Genomic DNA, 15,804 nt, shown 5'->3' on the forward strand with positions numbered 1-15,804 from the left:
ACCCGGTTTAGACGTAGACCCGGTTTAGCATGCGAACAGCGCAACTGAATCGCCACGGAGTAACCACATAACTTCCGAATCACCGCTGGATGTGAGAGCTTACTGGAGCGGCCTGCCGCGCAGGTCCATCCCGAGCCTTCGATAGGCCGGGCGAATCAAAGCCGTCACCCATGCCGCTCCGGCTAAGCCAATTCCAGCGGTGGTCCAGAGACTCGCCGAGACACCGATGGCGTGAGTCATGCCAGAGGCAATAAACGGCCCAGCTGCTGTGCCAATGTTTGCAATGGCTTGCCAGAGGCCGAGGAAGTCGGCCTTATTCTGATTCGGTGAGAGATCCGCCCCAGTAGTCATCACTACGCCCGCACCAAACCCATTGCCGAGGCCAAGAACGCATGCTCCCACCACAAATCCTGGTACCGTCTGCCACGCGAGCATGATGATGATTCCGGCAGGCATAACTGTCAGGGTGGGGATGAGTGCGGCGAGGCGCCCATGCTTGTCCATGAGACCGCCAGAGGCGAGAAACATGATCGAGTCCACCAACGCAGAGACCGTGAAGGTCGCGGTGATGACCGTTTCGTCCACACCTAGAAACGCACCCCACAGAGGCACAATGACGTTTCGGTTGGCACGCAGGATTGCAATGGCATTGATCCCGATGCCCATGATGGCGGTGGCGAAGGGAGAAGGCACAGTCTTCTCCGGTGTCCCGCCGGTCCCTCCAAGCTGAGAATCCTTCGCTATCTTCCCTGGTGCGGGTTTCGTGGCAGCGTGAGAGCTACGAATGAGGTTTTCGGGCGGCGTGGCGGAATCCGCGGCAAGTACATGTGCAGAAGTTGGCGGAGTTGGGGGGACAAGAAACATGACAACCATGACGGTTGCAATGAGCGTGGTAGCAAAACTCAGCCAGAACACGGATCCGATGAACCAGATTCCAATGAGCAGGGTGGAGAACGCAGGACCAACGAGCTGACCAAGGCGTGTCATGCCACCCAACATGGACAATCCACGTGCTCTCCATGAAGTTCCCACGGATTCTGCCACATAAGCTTGGCGGCCCAACTGCCATATGTTTGCGCCAATGGAGATGAGCACGAGCGAAACAACGAAAGCCGATTTCGCGAACGGCTGGTTGTCCTCGCCAATGACAAGCGCGCTGATCGAAACGAGGATGGCGATCATCGTGACGATGCCCGCGCTGATGAGCGCCCTTCTATCGCCGATTCGTGTAATGAGCCGCCCCAAAGGTGGGGCAGCAAAAACGCCGACCAGTCCAAACACACCCACGGCGGCAGACGAACCAGCCTCAGAGAAGCCAATAGAGAGCGCCGCGAGTACCAGCACAGGACTAATTGCACCCGTGCCAATTGCGAAGACTAGTGCAGGAACATAGACGGGCAGCGCGAGTGAGCGAAGCGGGTTCGTGCTCGGTGGCTTGTCTTGCTTGGGTTGTTCCGGTCTCGAAGATCGTGTCACAGCGTCGCAACCATGACGGCCTTGATTGTGTGCATGCGGTTCTCAGCCTGATCAAAGACCACCGAGTTGGGCCCTTCGAACACTTCGTCTGTCGCTTCCAGAGCGTTCATTCCAGTCAACTCGTAGACAGAGCGTCCCACTTGGGTCTCCAAGTCGTGGAACGAAGGCAGGCAGTGCATGAAGATAGCTTTCGAGTTCCCGGTCAGTTCCATCGTCTTCTGACTGACTTGATAGTCCCGCAAGGCCGCAACGCGATCTTGCCACACTTCCTTAGGCTCTCCCATGGAAACCCAGATGTCGGTTGAAACCGCGTCGGCACCACGTACGCCGGCTTCGACGTCGTCGGTAATTGTTATTCGTGCTCCGGTCTGGGCCGCGAACTGATTCGCAATTGCGATCGCCTCAGAATCGGGCTGGAACTCCTTTGGCGCCACGATGCGAACGTCCATGCCGAGCATTGCAGATGAGACCAGTAGTGAACGTCCCGTGTTGAAGCGAGCATCCCCAAGGTAGGCGTGCGCGACGTCGGAAAATGGCTTGTTCGTGTGTTCGCGAATCGTCAGAGCATCAGCCAGCATTTGAGTGGGATGCCACTCGTCAGTCAGTCCGTTGAAGACCGGGACGCCTGCGCGCTCGGAAAGCTTCTCAATGTCGCTTTGATGATCGCCGCGGAACTCGATGCCGTCGAACATGCGGCCCAAGACGCGTGCCGTGTCTGCTACCGACTCTTTGTGGCCAATCTGTGAACTGCTGGGATCTAGGTACGTGGTATGGGCACCTTGTTGGAACGCAGCAAGTTCGAAAGCGCATCGGGTGCGCGTGGACGTCTTCTCGAATATAAGCGCTATCGACTTGCCGATGAGGCGCTGGCGCTCGGTCCCTGATCGCCGCTCAGCTTTGAGCTGTTCGGCTAGATCCACAAATGATGCCCATTCGGCAGGGGTAAAGTCGCATTCCTTGAGGAAGGATCGTCCGTGAAGTGTCATGCGTGCCAGTTTAGCCGTGAGTTGTGGGTGAGCGAGTTGCGCAGAGTTTCCGTGGACCCGCAGGGTCTAACGCACATGCAAAGCTGTGTGAGGTAAGCGCAATGCCATGGCAGATTCGGCGCGTACCTGCGTTGGCCGTTTACCATAGGACTCATGACGGAAAGCATTGCACTGTGGGGCGGGCGGTTCGCCGGCGGCCCAGCCGACGCCCTGACCGAACTCTCTAGGTCCACTCAGTTCGATTGGCGCTTGGCGCACTATGACATCGCCGGATCACGAGCGCATGCCCGCGCCTTGCACGGGGCGGGTCTCTTGGACGCGGCCGAGCTTCGCGCAATGCTTGAGGCGCTCGCTTCCCTTGATGCAGACGTCACATCGGGAGCGTTTTCTCCTACTCCCGACGACGAAGACGTCCATACAGCACTCGAACGCGGGCTTCTTGAGCGGGCCGGGCATCAGCTTGGCGGCAAGCTGCGCGCGGGGCGTTCCCGCAATGACCAGATTGCAACGCTCATTCGGATGTATTTGCGCGATGAGGCACGCATCGTTGGCGGAAAGCTCCTCGATGTGGTTGTAGCCCTCGTTGACCAGGCAGCCGGGGCAGGTACCTGCGTCATGCCCGGGCGCACACACATGCAGCATGCTCAGCCGATTCTTGTGGCACATCAGCTTTTGGCTCACGCTTGGCCCATGCTGCGTGATATCGAACGCCTTGAGGATTGGGATCGCCGTGCAGCGCGAAGCCCGTACGGCTCGGGAGCCCTCGCCGGGAACACGTTGGGAATGGACCCTGAAGCCGTCGCAGCTGACTTGGGTTTCTCCGGCGTTACGGACAACTCGATAGACGGCACTGCGGCGCGCGACGTCGTCGCCGAATTTGCGTACATTTTGGCGCAGGTTGGCATTGATATCTCTCGTATCAGTGAGGAGATCATCATCTGGAACACGAAGGAGTTCAGCTTCGTGACCTTGGATGACGCCTTCTCAACTGGGTCATCCATCATGCCGCAGAAGAAGAATCCTGACGTGGCGGAACTGGCGCGCGGAAAGGCTGGACGTCTGATCGGAGATCTGACTGGCCTTCTCGCCACCTTGAAGGGTCTGCCACTCGCCTATGACCGTGACTTGCAGGAGGACAAGGAGCCGGTATTCGACCAGATCGATACGCTCGATGTGCTTCTGCCTGCAGTCTCAGGAATGATCGCCACAATGCGCCTCCATTTCGATCGTATGGCCGAGCTTGCGCCACAAGGATTCTCCCTGGCTACAGATATCGCTGAGTGGCTCGTCCGCGAGGGCGTTCCGTTCCGGGATGCTCATGAGATTTCGGGTGCGTGCGTTCAGGAGTGTGAGTCACGCGGGATAGAGCTGTGGGATTTGAGCGATGCGGACTTGGCGCGAATTGATTCGCGCCTAAAGCCGAGCGTTCGTGCGGTCCTCAGCGTTGAGGGTTCGGTGGGCGCACGCCTCGGCAAGGGTGGAACGGCACCGGTACGGGTGGCTGAGCAGCTCGAGGAATGCCGCGCCCAGTTGTCCGCACGTCGCGAATTCACCGACACTCGAATCGATGCCAAGTAGGGCCGTCGGACGATGGAGAGCGGGCGGGATTGATTGACGGCGGTCGGGATGATTGACGTTTTGTTGAGTCCGTTGGAAGTGGCCCCATCTCTTCTGGGTGCAGTTGTCAGTGCCAATGGAGTTTCGGTGCGCTTGACCGAAGTTGAGGCATATTGTGGCGGATCGGATCCCGCCTCTCACGCTTTTCGAGGAAAGACGGCCGCAAATGCCGTCATGTTTGGTGAACCTGGGCGTCTCTATGTCTACTTCACGTATGGCATGCACTATTGCATGAATCTTGTATGCCTCCCGGAAGGCGATCCGGGAGGCGTACTCATTCGTGCTGGCGAGGTGATTGCGGGAGAAGAATCAGCGCGCGGTCGCAGACCGGGCGTTGTGCGCCACCGCGATCTCGCGCGTGGCCCGGCGAACCTAGCCAAGTGCCTCGGTGTTGATGGTGAGTACAACGGGCGTCGCGTACGTATCGGGGATTCCGGTGCGGAGTTTGGTGGTGACGACGTCGTCGTCCACAGCAGTGTGGACCAACAAGGAGCTGTCTCTCAGGGGCCGCGAGTTGGGGTCTCGGGTGTTGGTGGGGACGGTTTGCTGTATCCGTGGCGATTCTGGCTCAGCGAGGATCCGACCGTGTCCGCATATCGGCGAGGGGGAGGATCGCGAGCCAAGCACGGACAGAAGGCGAAGATCCAGGCGCGAGATTCCCGGCTTGGGGGCGATGCACGGCCGGAATAGTGCAGCGCGGCCGTGCCTGTGGCGCATCAAAGAGGAAGTGCGGACTGAGTTCGCGTGCGGGGCGGGAAGCAGGCACACTGTAACTTGTGGCCGAAACGCGGCCACCACTTGCGGAAAGGTATAGACGTGACTGACGTCCTCGATGAACTCCAGTGGCGTGGGCTTATTGCTCAACACACCGACTTGGATGAGCTGCGGGCAGCTCTCAACGAGGGATCCGTTACCTTCTATTGTGGTTTTGACCCCACGGCAGCATCGCTGCATCACGGACACCTCGTTGCTGTGAAGCTTATGCGTCACCTCCAGCTCGCTGGGCACAACCCTTTGGCGTTGGTAGGTGGTGCGACGGGAATGATTGGCGACCCGCGGGATAAGGGTGAGCGCACCCTGAATACAAAAGACGTTGTGGCCGAATGGACAGGAGCTCTTCAGGCCCAACTTGAAAGCCTTCTGGATTTTGAGGGCCCCCACGCTGCAAAGATTGTCAACAACCTTGACTGGACATCAGAGCTCTCAGCCATAGATTTCCTGCGCGATGTGGGTAAGAATTTCCGGCTGGGGACGATGCTGTCCAAGGACATCGTGGCGCGCCGCTTGAACTCTGAAGAAGGAATCTCCTTCACTGAGTTCAGCTACCAGATTCTCCAGGCGAATGATTTCCTAGAGCTGTACCGCAGGTACGGCTGCACGCTTGAACTAGGCGGCAACGACCAATGGGGCAATCTGGTGGGTGGCATGGACCTGATCAGAAAGGTCGAGGGCAAGGCCGTTCATGTTCTGACCAACCCCATCATCACTAAGGCCGATGGCACCAAGTTCGGCAAGACCGAGGGCGGCGCCATTTGGCTCAATCCCGACATGCTGAGCCCGTACAAGTTCTTCCAGTTCTGGCTGAATACATCTGACGAAGACGTCATCCGCATGCTCAAGGTATTCACCTTCCGCACCCGCGAGGAGATCGAGGAGCTGGAGAAAGCCGTGGCCGAGCGTCCGGGCGCACGTGAGGCTCAGAGAGCATTGGCTGAAGATGTCACCTCGTGGGTACATGGTGGTGAGAACACGGAGCGCGTCAAGCAGGCATCGCGCGCGTTGTTCGGTGGCGAGGACCTTGGTGAACTCGATGAACGCACGCTTGGCGACGCCGTCGCGGAGCTACCTGACGTCACTGCATCGGTTGGAACACCGATTGTGGAGCTGTTTGTAGGTGCGGCCTTAGAAAAGGGGATGGGTGCCGCCCGCAGAACGATTGCTTCAGGTGGTTTGTACCTCAACAATGAGAAGGTCACCGACCCTGACCAAGTTCTTGGAACTGATGATGTGCTGGGTGGGGGCATTGCCCTCATTCGCAAGGGCAAGAAGAACTTGGCGGTAGTGCGCGTCAACTAGCTGATTGCCGCCGTTTAACAACCTAACCGTCGTCGTGTGGCAGTGGCGGCTAGCACTGAATGTGGCGGTGTACCGAGCTGACTCTGGCCGGGAGGTGGTGAGACAACGTGGTTTGTCTCACCACCTCCCGGTTTGACGCACGTGCGCTGCGATCGGTAAAGTCTTTACCTGTCGCCGGGACGCGATGAACTCACCAAGAAGATCTGGTAAGCGGATTCATGTCCCGAAGATCCTTAATGAATTGGATCTGATGGTCGCCAAGTAATTGACTTGGCGGTTAAGATCCGGTAAATTAAGTGTTCGCCCCCTTGGAGGGAATTTGCTGATGGCAGGTTCTTTCGGGGTGTGGGTGTGGTGTTTGAGTACTTGATAGTGTGTGGATGTTTTGAGTGACTGTTTGGGCTCTTTGTGGGTCTGGATGGTGTGTTTTTTTGGGATGGCCTGTTGTGGGTTGTTCTGTTTGGGCTGTTTCGGGTTCTCGTTGTGGGGGTTCGGGGTGGTCTTATTTTTTTGTGAGTCTGTTGTCAGATTTCTCTGTTTTTTGTGGAGAGTTTGATCCTGGCTCAGGACGAACGCTGGCGGCGTGCTTAACACATGCAAGTCGAACGATGAAGCTCTTTCGGGGGTGGATTAGTGGCGAACGGGTGAGTAATACGTGAGTAACCTGCCCCCTTCTTTGGGATAAGCCTTGGAAACGGGGTCTAATACTGGATATTCCTGGTCTGGCGCATGTCGGGTTGGGGAAAGTTTTTTCGGTGGGGGATGGGCTCGCGGCCTATCAGCTTGTTGGTGGGGTGATGGCCTACCAAGGCGTCGACGGGTAGCCGGCCTGAGAGGGTGACCGGTCACACTGGGACTGAGATACGGCCCAGACTCCTACGGGAGGCAGCAGTGGGGGATATTGCACAATGGGCGCAAGCCTGATGCAGCGACGCCGCGTGAGGGATGACGGCTTTCGGGTTGTAAACCTCTTTCGACACGGAACAAGGCTCTGCTTTTGTGGGGTTGAGGGTACGTGTATAAGAAGCGCCGGCTAACTACGTGCCAGCAGCCGCGGTAATACGTAGGGCGCGAGCGTTGTCCGGAATTATTGGGCGTAAAGAGCTCGTAGGCGGCTTGTCGCGTCTGCTGTGAAAATGCGGGGCTTAACTCCGCACGTGCAGTGGGTACGGGCAGGCTAGAGTGCGGTAGGGGTGACTGGAATTCCTGGTGTAGCGGTGGAATGCGCAGATATCAGGAGGAACACCGATGGCGAAGGCAGGTCACTGGGCCGTTACTGACGCTGAGGAGCGAAAGCATGGGGAGCGAACAGGATTAGATACCCTGGTAGTCCATGCCGTAAACGTTGGGCACTAGGTGTGGGGTCTGTTTCCATGGATTCTGCGCCGTAGCTAACGCATTAAGTGCCCCGCCTGGGGAGTACGGCCGCAAGGCTAAAACTCAAAGGAATTGACGGGGGCCCGCACAAGCGGCGGAGCATGCGGATTAATTCGATGCAACGCGAAGAACCTTACCAAGGCTTGACATACACCGGGATCATGCAGAGATGTGTGAGTCTTCGGACTGGTGTACAGGTGGTGCATGGTTGTCGTCAGCTCGTGTCGTGAGATGTTGGGTTAAGTCCCGCAACGAGCGCAACCCTTGTCTCGTGTTGCCAGCGCGTTATGGCGGGGACTCACGAGAGACTGCCGGGGTTAACTCGGAGGAAGGTGGGGATGACGTCAAATCATCATGCCCCTTATGTCTTGGGCTTCACGCATGCTACAATGGCAGGTACAGAGGGTTGCGATACCGTGAGGTGGAGCGAATCCCTTAAAGCTTGTCTCAGTTCGGATTGGGGTCTGCAACTCGGCCCCATGAAGTCGGAGTCGCTAGTAATCGCGGATCAGCAACGCCGCGGTGAATACGTTCTCGGGCCTTGTACACACCGCCCGTCACGTCACGAAAGTTGGCAACACCCGAAGCTCGTGGCTTAACCAGTTTTCTGGGGGGAGCGGTCGAAGGTGGGGTTGGCGATTGGGACGAAGTCGTAACAAGGTAGCCGTACCGGAAGGTGCGGCTGGATCACCTCCTTTCTAGGGAGACACCTTTTTGCTTGGGCCTGTTGTGGTCTGGGTGGGTGTTTGTTTTTATGGAATGCTTGGGGCATCTGCGCACTGTCAGGTTCTTGGGTTCTGTGCCCGTGCTGCTCTTGTGGCTGCCTCTTTTGTGGGGTGGTTGTGGGGTGTTGGTGTGGTGGTTGATTTTCGTATAGTGGACGCGAGCATCTTGGCTCATGCATCTTTTGTGGGTGTGTGGGTTGTGTTGTTTTTTGTTTTGTAGGTGTTTTAGGGCGTTCGGTGGATGCCTTGGTATGGAAGGCCGAAGAAGGACGTGGCAGCCTGCGATATGCCTCGGGGAGTTGGCAAGCGAACTGTGATCCGAGGGTGTCCGAATGGGGGAACCTGGCTGGGGTTATGCCTGGTCGCATGCGTTTGAATGTATAGGGCGTGTGTGGTGAGTGGGGGAAGTGAAACATCTCAGTACCCTGTAGAGAAGATATTCTGTGAGTAGTGGCGAGCGAAAGCGGAGGAGCCTAAACCGTGTGCGTGTGATAGCCGTCGGGTGTTGCGTGTGCGGGGTTGTGGGGCTGTTTGTCGATCCTCCGACTGGGGGTCGGGTCAGTGATAAACCGATGGGATAGCTGAAGGGTCTGGGAAGGCCTGTCGTAGAGGGTGAGAGCCCCGTAGGTGAAATCTTGTTGGCTGGCTATGACAGTGCCCGAGTAGCACGGGACTCGTGGAATTTCGTGTGAATCTGCCAAGACCACTTGGTAAGGCTAAATACCTTTCATGACCGATAGTGAATAGTACCGTGAGGGAATGGTGAAAAGTACCCCGAGAGGGGAGTGAAATAGTTCCTGAAACCGGGCGCCTACAATCCGTCAGAGCCTCCTTTGCTGGGTGATGGCGTGCCTTTTGAAGAATGAGCCTGCGAGTTAGTGGCATGTGGCGAGGTTAACCCGTGTGGGGTAGTCGTAGCGAAAGCGAGTCTGAAGAGGGCGTGAGTCGCGTGTTCTAGACCCGAAGCGGGGTGATCTACCCATGGCCAGGGTGAAGCACGTGTAAGAGCGTGTGGAGGCCCGAACCCACCAGGGTTGAAAACCTGGGGGATGAGCTGTGGGTAGGGGTGAAAGGCCAATCAAACTCCGTGATAGCTGGTTCTCCCCGAAATGCATTTAGGTGCAGCGTCATGTGGTTCCTTACGGAGGTAGAGCTACTGGTTGGTTGATGGGCCTTACCGGGTTACTGATGTCAGCCAAACTCCGAATGCCGTAAGGGTAGAGCATGGCAGTGAGACTGCGGGGGATAAGCTTCGTAGTCGAGAGGGAAACAGCCCAGATCGCCGGTTAAGGTCCCTAAGTGTGTGCTAAGTGGGAAAGGATGTGGGATTGCTGTGACAACCAGGAGGTTGGCTTAGAAGCAGCCATCCTTGAAAGAGTGCGTAATAGCTCACTGGTCAAGTGGTCCTGCGCCGACAATGTAGCGGGGCTTAAGCACACCACCGAAGCCGCGGCTGCTCACCGTGTGGTGGGCGGGGTAGGGGAGCGTCGTGTGTGAGGTGAAGCGGCTTGGTGATGAGTCGTGGATTGCATGCGAGTGAGAATGCAGGCATGAGTAGCGAATGACGGGTGAGAAACCCGTCCGCCGATTGACTAAGGGTTCCAGGGCTAGGTTAATCCGCCCTGGGTTAGTCGGGTCCTAAGGCGAGGCCGACAGGCGTAGTCGATGGATAACCAGTTCATATTCTGGTACCGGTGAAGAACCGTCAATGTGTTTCATGATGATACTAACCATCCTTGATCTTGTGTCTGCCTTTCGGGGTGGGTGTGGGTGATGGCGTGGGACCTGAGTTGTGGGAGGCAAGCGTAGTAACAGGTGTGACGCAGAGTGGTAGCCCCGCGTGTCTTATGGCTTGGCACGTTTAAAGGCGCAGGCTGTTTCTTAGGTAAATCCGGGGAACGTGTAGCCGAGGCCTGATGGTGACCCCCGTTTGTGGGGGGAAGTAGGGTGATCCTGTGCTGCCAAGAAAAGCATCGACGTGAGGTTTGAACCGCCCGTACCCGAAACCGACACAGGTAGTCAGGTAGAGAATACTGAGGCGATCGAGAGAATCGTGGTTAAGGAACTCGGCAAAATGCCCCCGTAACTTTGGGAGAAGGGGGCCTGATCCTTGAAACACTTTGCGTGTTAGGGGTGAGGGTCGCAGAGTCTAGGGAGAAGCGACTGTTTATCAAAAACACAGGTCCGTGCGAAGCCGTAAGGCGATGTATACGGACTGACGCCTGCCCGGTGCTGGAAGGTTAAGCGGACTGGTCAGTCCTCACTGTGTGGGGGTGAAGCTAGGAAGTTAAGCCCCAGTAAACGGCGGTGGTAACTATAACCATCCTAAGGTAGCGAAATTCCTTGTCGGGTAAGTTCCGACCTGCACGAATGGCGTAACGACTTCTCTACTGTCTCGACCACGAACTCGGCGAAATTGCATTACGAGTAAAGATGCTCGTTACGCGCAGCAGGACGGAAAGACCCCGGGACCTTTACTATAGCTTGGTATTGGTGTTCGGTACGGCTTGTGTAGGATAGGTGGGAGACTGTGAAGCTGTCACGCTAGTGATGGTGGAGTCATTGTTGAAATACCACTCTGGCCGTGCTGCACATCTAACCTCGGCCCGTGATCCGGGTCAGGAACAGTGCCTGGTGGGTAGTTTAACTGGGGCGGTTGCCTCCTAAAGAGTAACGGAGGCGCTCAAAGGTTCCCTCAGCCTGGTCGGCAACCAGGTTGTGAGTGTAAGTGCACAAGGGAGCTTGACTGTGAGACAGACATGTCGAACAGGTACGAAAGTAGGAACTAGTGATCCGGCGGTGGCTTGTGGAAGCGCCGTCGCTCAACGGATAAAAGGTACCCCGGGGATAACAGGCTGATCCTGCCCAAGAGTTCATATCGACGGCATGGTTTGGCACCTCGATGTCGGCTCGTCGCATCCTGGGGCTGGAGTAGGTCCCAAGGGTTGGGCTGTTCGCCCATTAAAGCGGTACGCGAGCTGGGTTCAGAACGTCGTGAGACAGTTCGGTCCCTATCCGCTGCGCGCGTAGGAGAATTGAGAAGGGCTGTCCCTAGTACGAGAGGACCGGGACGGACGAACCTCTAGTGTGCCAGTTGTCACGCCAGTGGCATGGCTGGTTGGCTACGTTCGGAAAGGATAACCGCTGAAAGCATCTAAGCGGGAAGCCTGCTTCAAGATGAATTCTCCCTCCAACATGTGTTGGGTGAGGCCCCCCACAGACCATGGGGTTGATAGGCCAGATGTGGAAGCCTGGTAACGGGTGAAGCTGACTGGTACTAATGGCCGACCACCTACAACACACACTCTCACCATGAGCATCATGGTGTGGGTTATAAACCTCTTGTTTGCGTCCACTATGCGATAATCGATCCCCACACCGGCGGATAAGCATACACACAGAAACCCGTATAACGTGACGGTGGTCATAGCGGCAGGGAAACGCCCGGTCCCATTCCGAACCCGGAAGCTAAGCCTGCCAGCGCCGATGGTACTGCACTCGCCAGGGTGTGGGAGAGTAGGACACCGCCGCCACACACATTGGTATCGAGCCCCCAGCCCTGGGCACAACCGGACACCCGGCCCCCAGGACCAGGGGCTCGAACCACACCCCGGGGCCGTGTGAACACACCACAGCCCAGGGTCACTCTGTTCAACCACGGCCCAGAGTCACTCGGTTCAACCACGGCCCAGAGTCACTCGGTTCAACCACGGCCCAGAGTCACTCGGTTCACAGGGCCAACACCGCTCCACCAGTTTGCAAACAAGCCCGACAAGCGTTGCAGACGCCGAGGGGTTGCGCGGCGGGCCGGGGAACACCGCCGTCAGACTTTGCTGACCGGGCAACACCGACCCGTCTGGTCACCACGCCTGCAGACACGGCCTACCAGTGTGACCACACTGCTGGCAGTCTGTGCTCACCGAGCACACCCGTCTAGGCTAGGCGCCTCGACGATGCTCGGCGTCCTGGCTAGGCAGCTTGCTGACAGGCCGGGCACGTACCCCAATAAATCACTTCAGCTTCATCAATCACATAGCCATGCGACGTCGCAGCAGTCAAACACGGCCGATACCCCACAGCACACGCAACATCCACTCGGCACTGACACGAATCTATGCGCAAGCTGCGAACCGTCAGGTAGATCAATGTGCAGTTCGTCGCGGCTACCGAAAAATCGGCCGAAGGCAGGTAAACTTAGCGGCAGTGTCTTGCCATACTGTGGCGAGCAGAGCTTACTAATAACTGAACCACGAGGATGGGTATGTCAGAAGAAGAAAACACGTCAGAGAACTTCGAGCGCAGAGAGCGCCCGTCCTCGGGGTGGCAGTCAGCGTCAGAGCACCGTGGCGACCGTGGTGGTCGTTCCTTCGATCGTAATGATCGTAATGATCGTGGTGGCCGCTCGTTCGACCGTAATGACCGCAACGACCGGAATGATCGTGGTGGGTACCGTCGTGATGATCGTGGTGGCCGCTCGTTCGACCGTAATGACCGCAACGACCGGAATGATCGTGGTGGGTACCGTCGTGATGATCGTGGTGGCCGCTCGTTCGACCGTAATGACCGCAACGACCGGAATGATCGTGGTGGGTACCGTCGTGATGACCGTGATGGTGGCCGTCGTTTTGAGGATCGCGGCGAGCGTGGTGGTCGTTCCTTCGACCGGAATGATCGTGGTGGGTACCGTCGTGATGACCGTGATGGTGGCCGTCGTTTTGAGGATCGCGGCGAGCGTGGTGGTCGTTCCTTCGACCGGAATGATCGTGGTGGGTACCGTCGTGATGATCGTGGTGGCCGCTCGTTCGATCGTAATGACCGCAACGACCGTAATGATCGTGGTGGGTACCGTCGTGATGACCGTGATGGTGGCCGTCGTTTTGAGGATCGGGGCGAGCGTGGTGGTCGTTCCTTCGACCGTAATGACCGCAACGACCGTAATGATCGTGGTGGGTACCGTCGTGATGACCGTGATGGTGGCCGTCGTTTTGAGGATCGCGGCGAGCGTGGTGGCCGCTCGTTCGACCGTAATGACCGCAACGACCGTAACGATCGTGGTGGGTACCGTCGTGATGATCGCGGTGGCCGCTCGTTCGACCGTAATGACCGCAACGACCGTAATGATCGTGGTGGGTACCGTCGTGATGACCGTGATGGTGGCCGTCGTTTTGAGGATCGCGGCGAGCGTGGTGGCCGTTCCTTCGACCGCAACGACCGTAATGATCGTGGTGGGTACCGTCGTGATGATCGCGGTGGCCGCTCGTTCGACCGTAATGACCGCAACGACCGTAATGATCGTGGTGGCCGTCGTTTCGAAGACAATGACAACGCGGCAGGATACCGCCCGCGCGATCCATTCGTACCAGAGACCGTCTCAGCATCGGATCTCGATAAGGAATCACGTCGTCATCTCATGAGCCTCAGCAAGGAGAATGCTGAACAAGTCGCGCGTCACCTTGTGTACGCGGGTGCACTCATGGATGCGAATCCGGAGCTGGCCTATGAGCACGCGCAGGCGGCATACCGCCACGCAGCTCGTATCGATATCGTGCGCGAGGCACTCGGTCTGACCGCCTATCTCAACGGTCGCTACTCTGAAGCACTTCGCGAACTGCGCACGTATCGTCGGATGACCGATGACTACTCGCACGTGGCCATCGAAGCCGATGCAGAGCGTGGTCTGGGCCGCCCTGAGAAGGCTCTTGCATTCATTGCTGAAATTCCGCTTGCGAAGTTGGACTCGGAAGCACAAGTTGAGTTGGCGTTGGTCACCTCAGGTGCTCGCGCCGACTCAGGTGACTCTGAGGGCGGATTGTCAGTGCTGGAGAAGCTCAAGGTGGAGAACTTGGATGAAATGCTTCAGGCACGTGTCCAACTCATCCGCGCCGATAGGCTCGAGGAACTCGGCAACAAGGACGAAGCAGACGAACTCCGCAAGACTTGGGAGCCCGTGTTCGATCAGGACATCGCCGTAGACCTCATCGAGGACGAAGACGATGATGAGGATTCTGTTGAGTCGTCGGATAGTGCTGTGTCTGCTGATGAGGCTGATGAGTACGCTGATGAGGATTCTGTTGAGTCGTCGGATAGTGCTGTGTCTGCTGATGAGGCTGATGAGTACGCTGATGAGGATTCTGTTGAGTCGTCGGATAGTGCTGTGTCTGCTGATGAGGCTGATGAGTACGATGATGAGGATTCTGTTGAGTCGTCGGATAGTGCTGTGTCTGCTGATGAGGCTGATGAGTACGATGATGAGGATTCTGCCGATGCGGACCAGAGTGCCGATGACGTCGATGACTTCGAATCAGAAGAAGATTCGGAGTCCGAGGAGCAGGAGTGACGGATTCATTCGTCAGCCACTTCGATGTTGGGCTCTTTGATCTCGACGGAGTTTGCTATCTCGGCGCGGATCCAGTTGTCCACGCACCGGAGAGTATCAGTGAAGCAGTAGCTGGCGGCATGCGTCAGGCATATGTAACAAACAATGCCTCTCGCACGCCGGCGGCTATGGCCGCTCAACTCTCTGAGCTGGGCATCCCTGCCGCTGCTGAGAACGTCATCTCTTCGAGCCTTGTAGCATCGCAGATTTTGGCCCAGAGGTTCGCCGCTGGTTCCAAGATCCTCGTTATTGGAACAGACGCACTTCGCGCAGATGTTGAGGCCAAGGGCTTCACAGTTGTCGATTCCGCGGATGACCAACCAGCGGCTGTTATTTTGGGGTTCACTCCGGACATGAGCTGGAAGCTCATGTCCGAGGCGGCATTGGCAATTCGCGGCGGTGCGGTGTTTGTGGCCACGAATCTGGATCGCACGATCCCGCGCGAACGCGGATTGATGATCGGCAATGGCTCCATTGCAAAGGCCATTGAAAACTCCACTGGTGTGGTCCCAATTTCTGCGGGCAAGCCTGAGCCGGAAATCTTCTTGCAAGCAGCTCAGATGTTGGGCGCTAGCAGGCCGTTTGCGGTGGGCGACAACCTAGATACAGATATTCAGGGTGCCGTGTGCGCTGGGATTCCGGTTCTGCACGTGCTTACTGGGCTCGCCACAGCGAGGGATGTGTGCTTGGCAGTACCGGCGCAACGGCCGAACTATCTGGCCGATGACCTCCGCTGCATGCTTGAACCGTATCCAGACCTTACGTGGGATGGCGATACGGCCGTTAGCGGCCACGCCCGCGCACGCTGGACAGGCAGTGAGTTCGAGCTGAGCAGTGGCACACTCACTGAGCCTTTGGATCTGGACTCGTACAGAGTTCTGGCGCGCGTTGCGTGGAAGGCAGTGGATTCAGGGGTGCCATGGGCAACAGTGTCTCAGGCGATTCCTGAGTTGACCGTATCAAGGAGCGTTGACGATCATGCCCAGCAATGATCCGCTTACGCCGCTTCCGTCAGCGCCAGTGGATCCACAAGCTGTCCTTGAGTCTTTGGACAGCATGGAGACTGAGGAAAAGATTGACGCTCTTGAGGAGCTACTTGGTAGCCTGAGTCGCGACCTATCGCGCACACAAGGCTGATCGGAACGGGGTTCGAGTGCGCACTGCGCACTCG

8 protein-coding genes, 3 rRNA genes and 1 pseudogene are annotated in these 15,804 nt (G+C 57.4%); 10 read left to right on the plus strand and 2 right to left on the minus strand.

Features of this window, described 5'->3' with window-relative positions; all coding sequences use genetic code 11:
- Nucleotides 1-99: 99 nt before the first annotated feature.
- A complete protein-coding gene (locus H2O17_RS05630; RefSeq protein ID WP_182050820.1) occupies nt 100-1,476 on the minus strand; it encodes an MFS transporter in 1,377 nt (458 codons plus the stop codon).
- Nucleotides 1,473-2,462 (minus strand): ornithine carbamoyltransferase, encoded by a 990-nt coding sequence (argF, locus tag H2O17_RS05635; protein WP_182050821.1) that lies wholly within the window; start codon nt 2,460-2,462, stop codon nt 1,473-1,475. Before argF ends, H2O17_RS05630 begins: the two co-directional genes overlap by 4 nt.
- A gap of 153 nt (nt 2,463-2,615) precedes the next feature.
- Between argF and argH the strand changes: the two genes are divergently transcribed.
- The 10 genes and pseudogenes from argH to H2O17_RS05690 all read left to right on the plus strand — a co-directional run bounded on the left by argH (nt 2,616) and on the right by H2O17_RS05690 (nt 15,770).
- On the plus strand, nt 2,616-4,040 hold the full coding sequence (argH, locus tag H2O17_RS05640; RefSeq protein ID WP_182050822.1) for an argininosuccinate lyase: 1,425 nt from the start codon (nt 2,616-2,618) through the stop codon (nt 4,038-4,040).
- Nucleotides 4,041-4,088: 48 nt separating this feature from the next.
- Nucleotides 4,089-4,769 carry a DNA-3-methyladenine glycosylase gene (locus tag H2O17_RS05645; RefSeq protein ID WP_182050823.1) on the plus strand — a complete coding sequence of 227 codons (681 nt, stop codon included), beginning with the start codon at nt 4,089-4,091 and terminating at the stop codon, nt 4,767-4,769.
- A 126-nt stretch (nt 4,770-4,895) separates the two neighbouring features.
- Nucleotides 4,896-6,155, plus strand: coding sequence for a tyrosine--tRNA ligase (gene tyrS, locus H2O17_RS05650; protein ID WP_182050824.1), 1,260 nt, complete (start codon nt 4,896-4,898; stop codon nt 6,153-6,155).
- A 540-nt stretch (nt 6,156-6,695) separates the two neighbouring features.
- Nucleotides 6,696-8,230 (plus strand): 16S ribosomal RNA (locus tag H2O17_RS05655).
- 241 nt (nt 8,231-8,471) lie between these two features.
- Nucleotides 8,472-11,557 (plus strand): 23S ribosomal RNA (locus H2O17_RS05660).
- Between the two features lie 116 nt (nt 11,558-11,673).
- A 5S ribosomal RNA gene (gene rrf / locus H2O17_RS05665) occupies nt 11,674-11,790 on the plus strand.
- The 16S, 23S and 5S rRNA genes sit together here, the layout of an rRNA operon.
- Nucleotides 11,791-12,518: 728 nt before the next feature.
- Nucleotides 12,519-13,535, plus strand: a pseudogene (locus H2O17_RS05675) (hypothetical protein); the annotation flags it as partial.
- Nucleotides 13,536-13,667: 132 nt separating this feature from the next.
- Nucleotides 13,668-14,594, plus strand: a complete 927-nt coding sequence (locus tag H2O17_RS05680; protein ID WP_182050826.1) for a hypothetical protein — start codon at nt 13,668-13,670, stop codon at nt 14,592-14,594.
- Entirely contained in the window at nt 14,591-15,625 is a 1,035-nt protein-coding gene (locus H2O17_RS05685) for an HAD-IIA family hydrolase (protein ID WP_182050827.1), read from the plus strand. The genes H2O17_RS05680 and H2O17_RS05685 overlap by 4 nt, the downstream gene beginning before the upstream one ends.
- Entirely contained in the window at nt 15,612-15,770 is a 159-nt protein-coding gene (locus H2O17_RS05690; protein ID WP_182050828.1) for a hypothetical protein, read from the plus strand. Before H2O17_RS05685 ends, H2O17_RS05690 begins: the two co-directional genes overlap by 14 nt.
- The last annotated feature ends 34 nt before the right edge of the window (nt 15,771-15,804 follow it).

Origin of the sequence: Changpingibacter yushuensis (assembly GCF_014041995.1) — a bacterium.
Taxonomy (GTDB): domain Bacteria; phylum Actinomycetota; class Actinomycetes; order Actinomycetales; family Actinomycetaceae; genus Changpingibacter; species Changpingibacter yushuensis.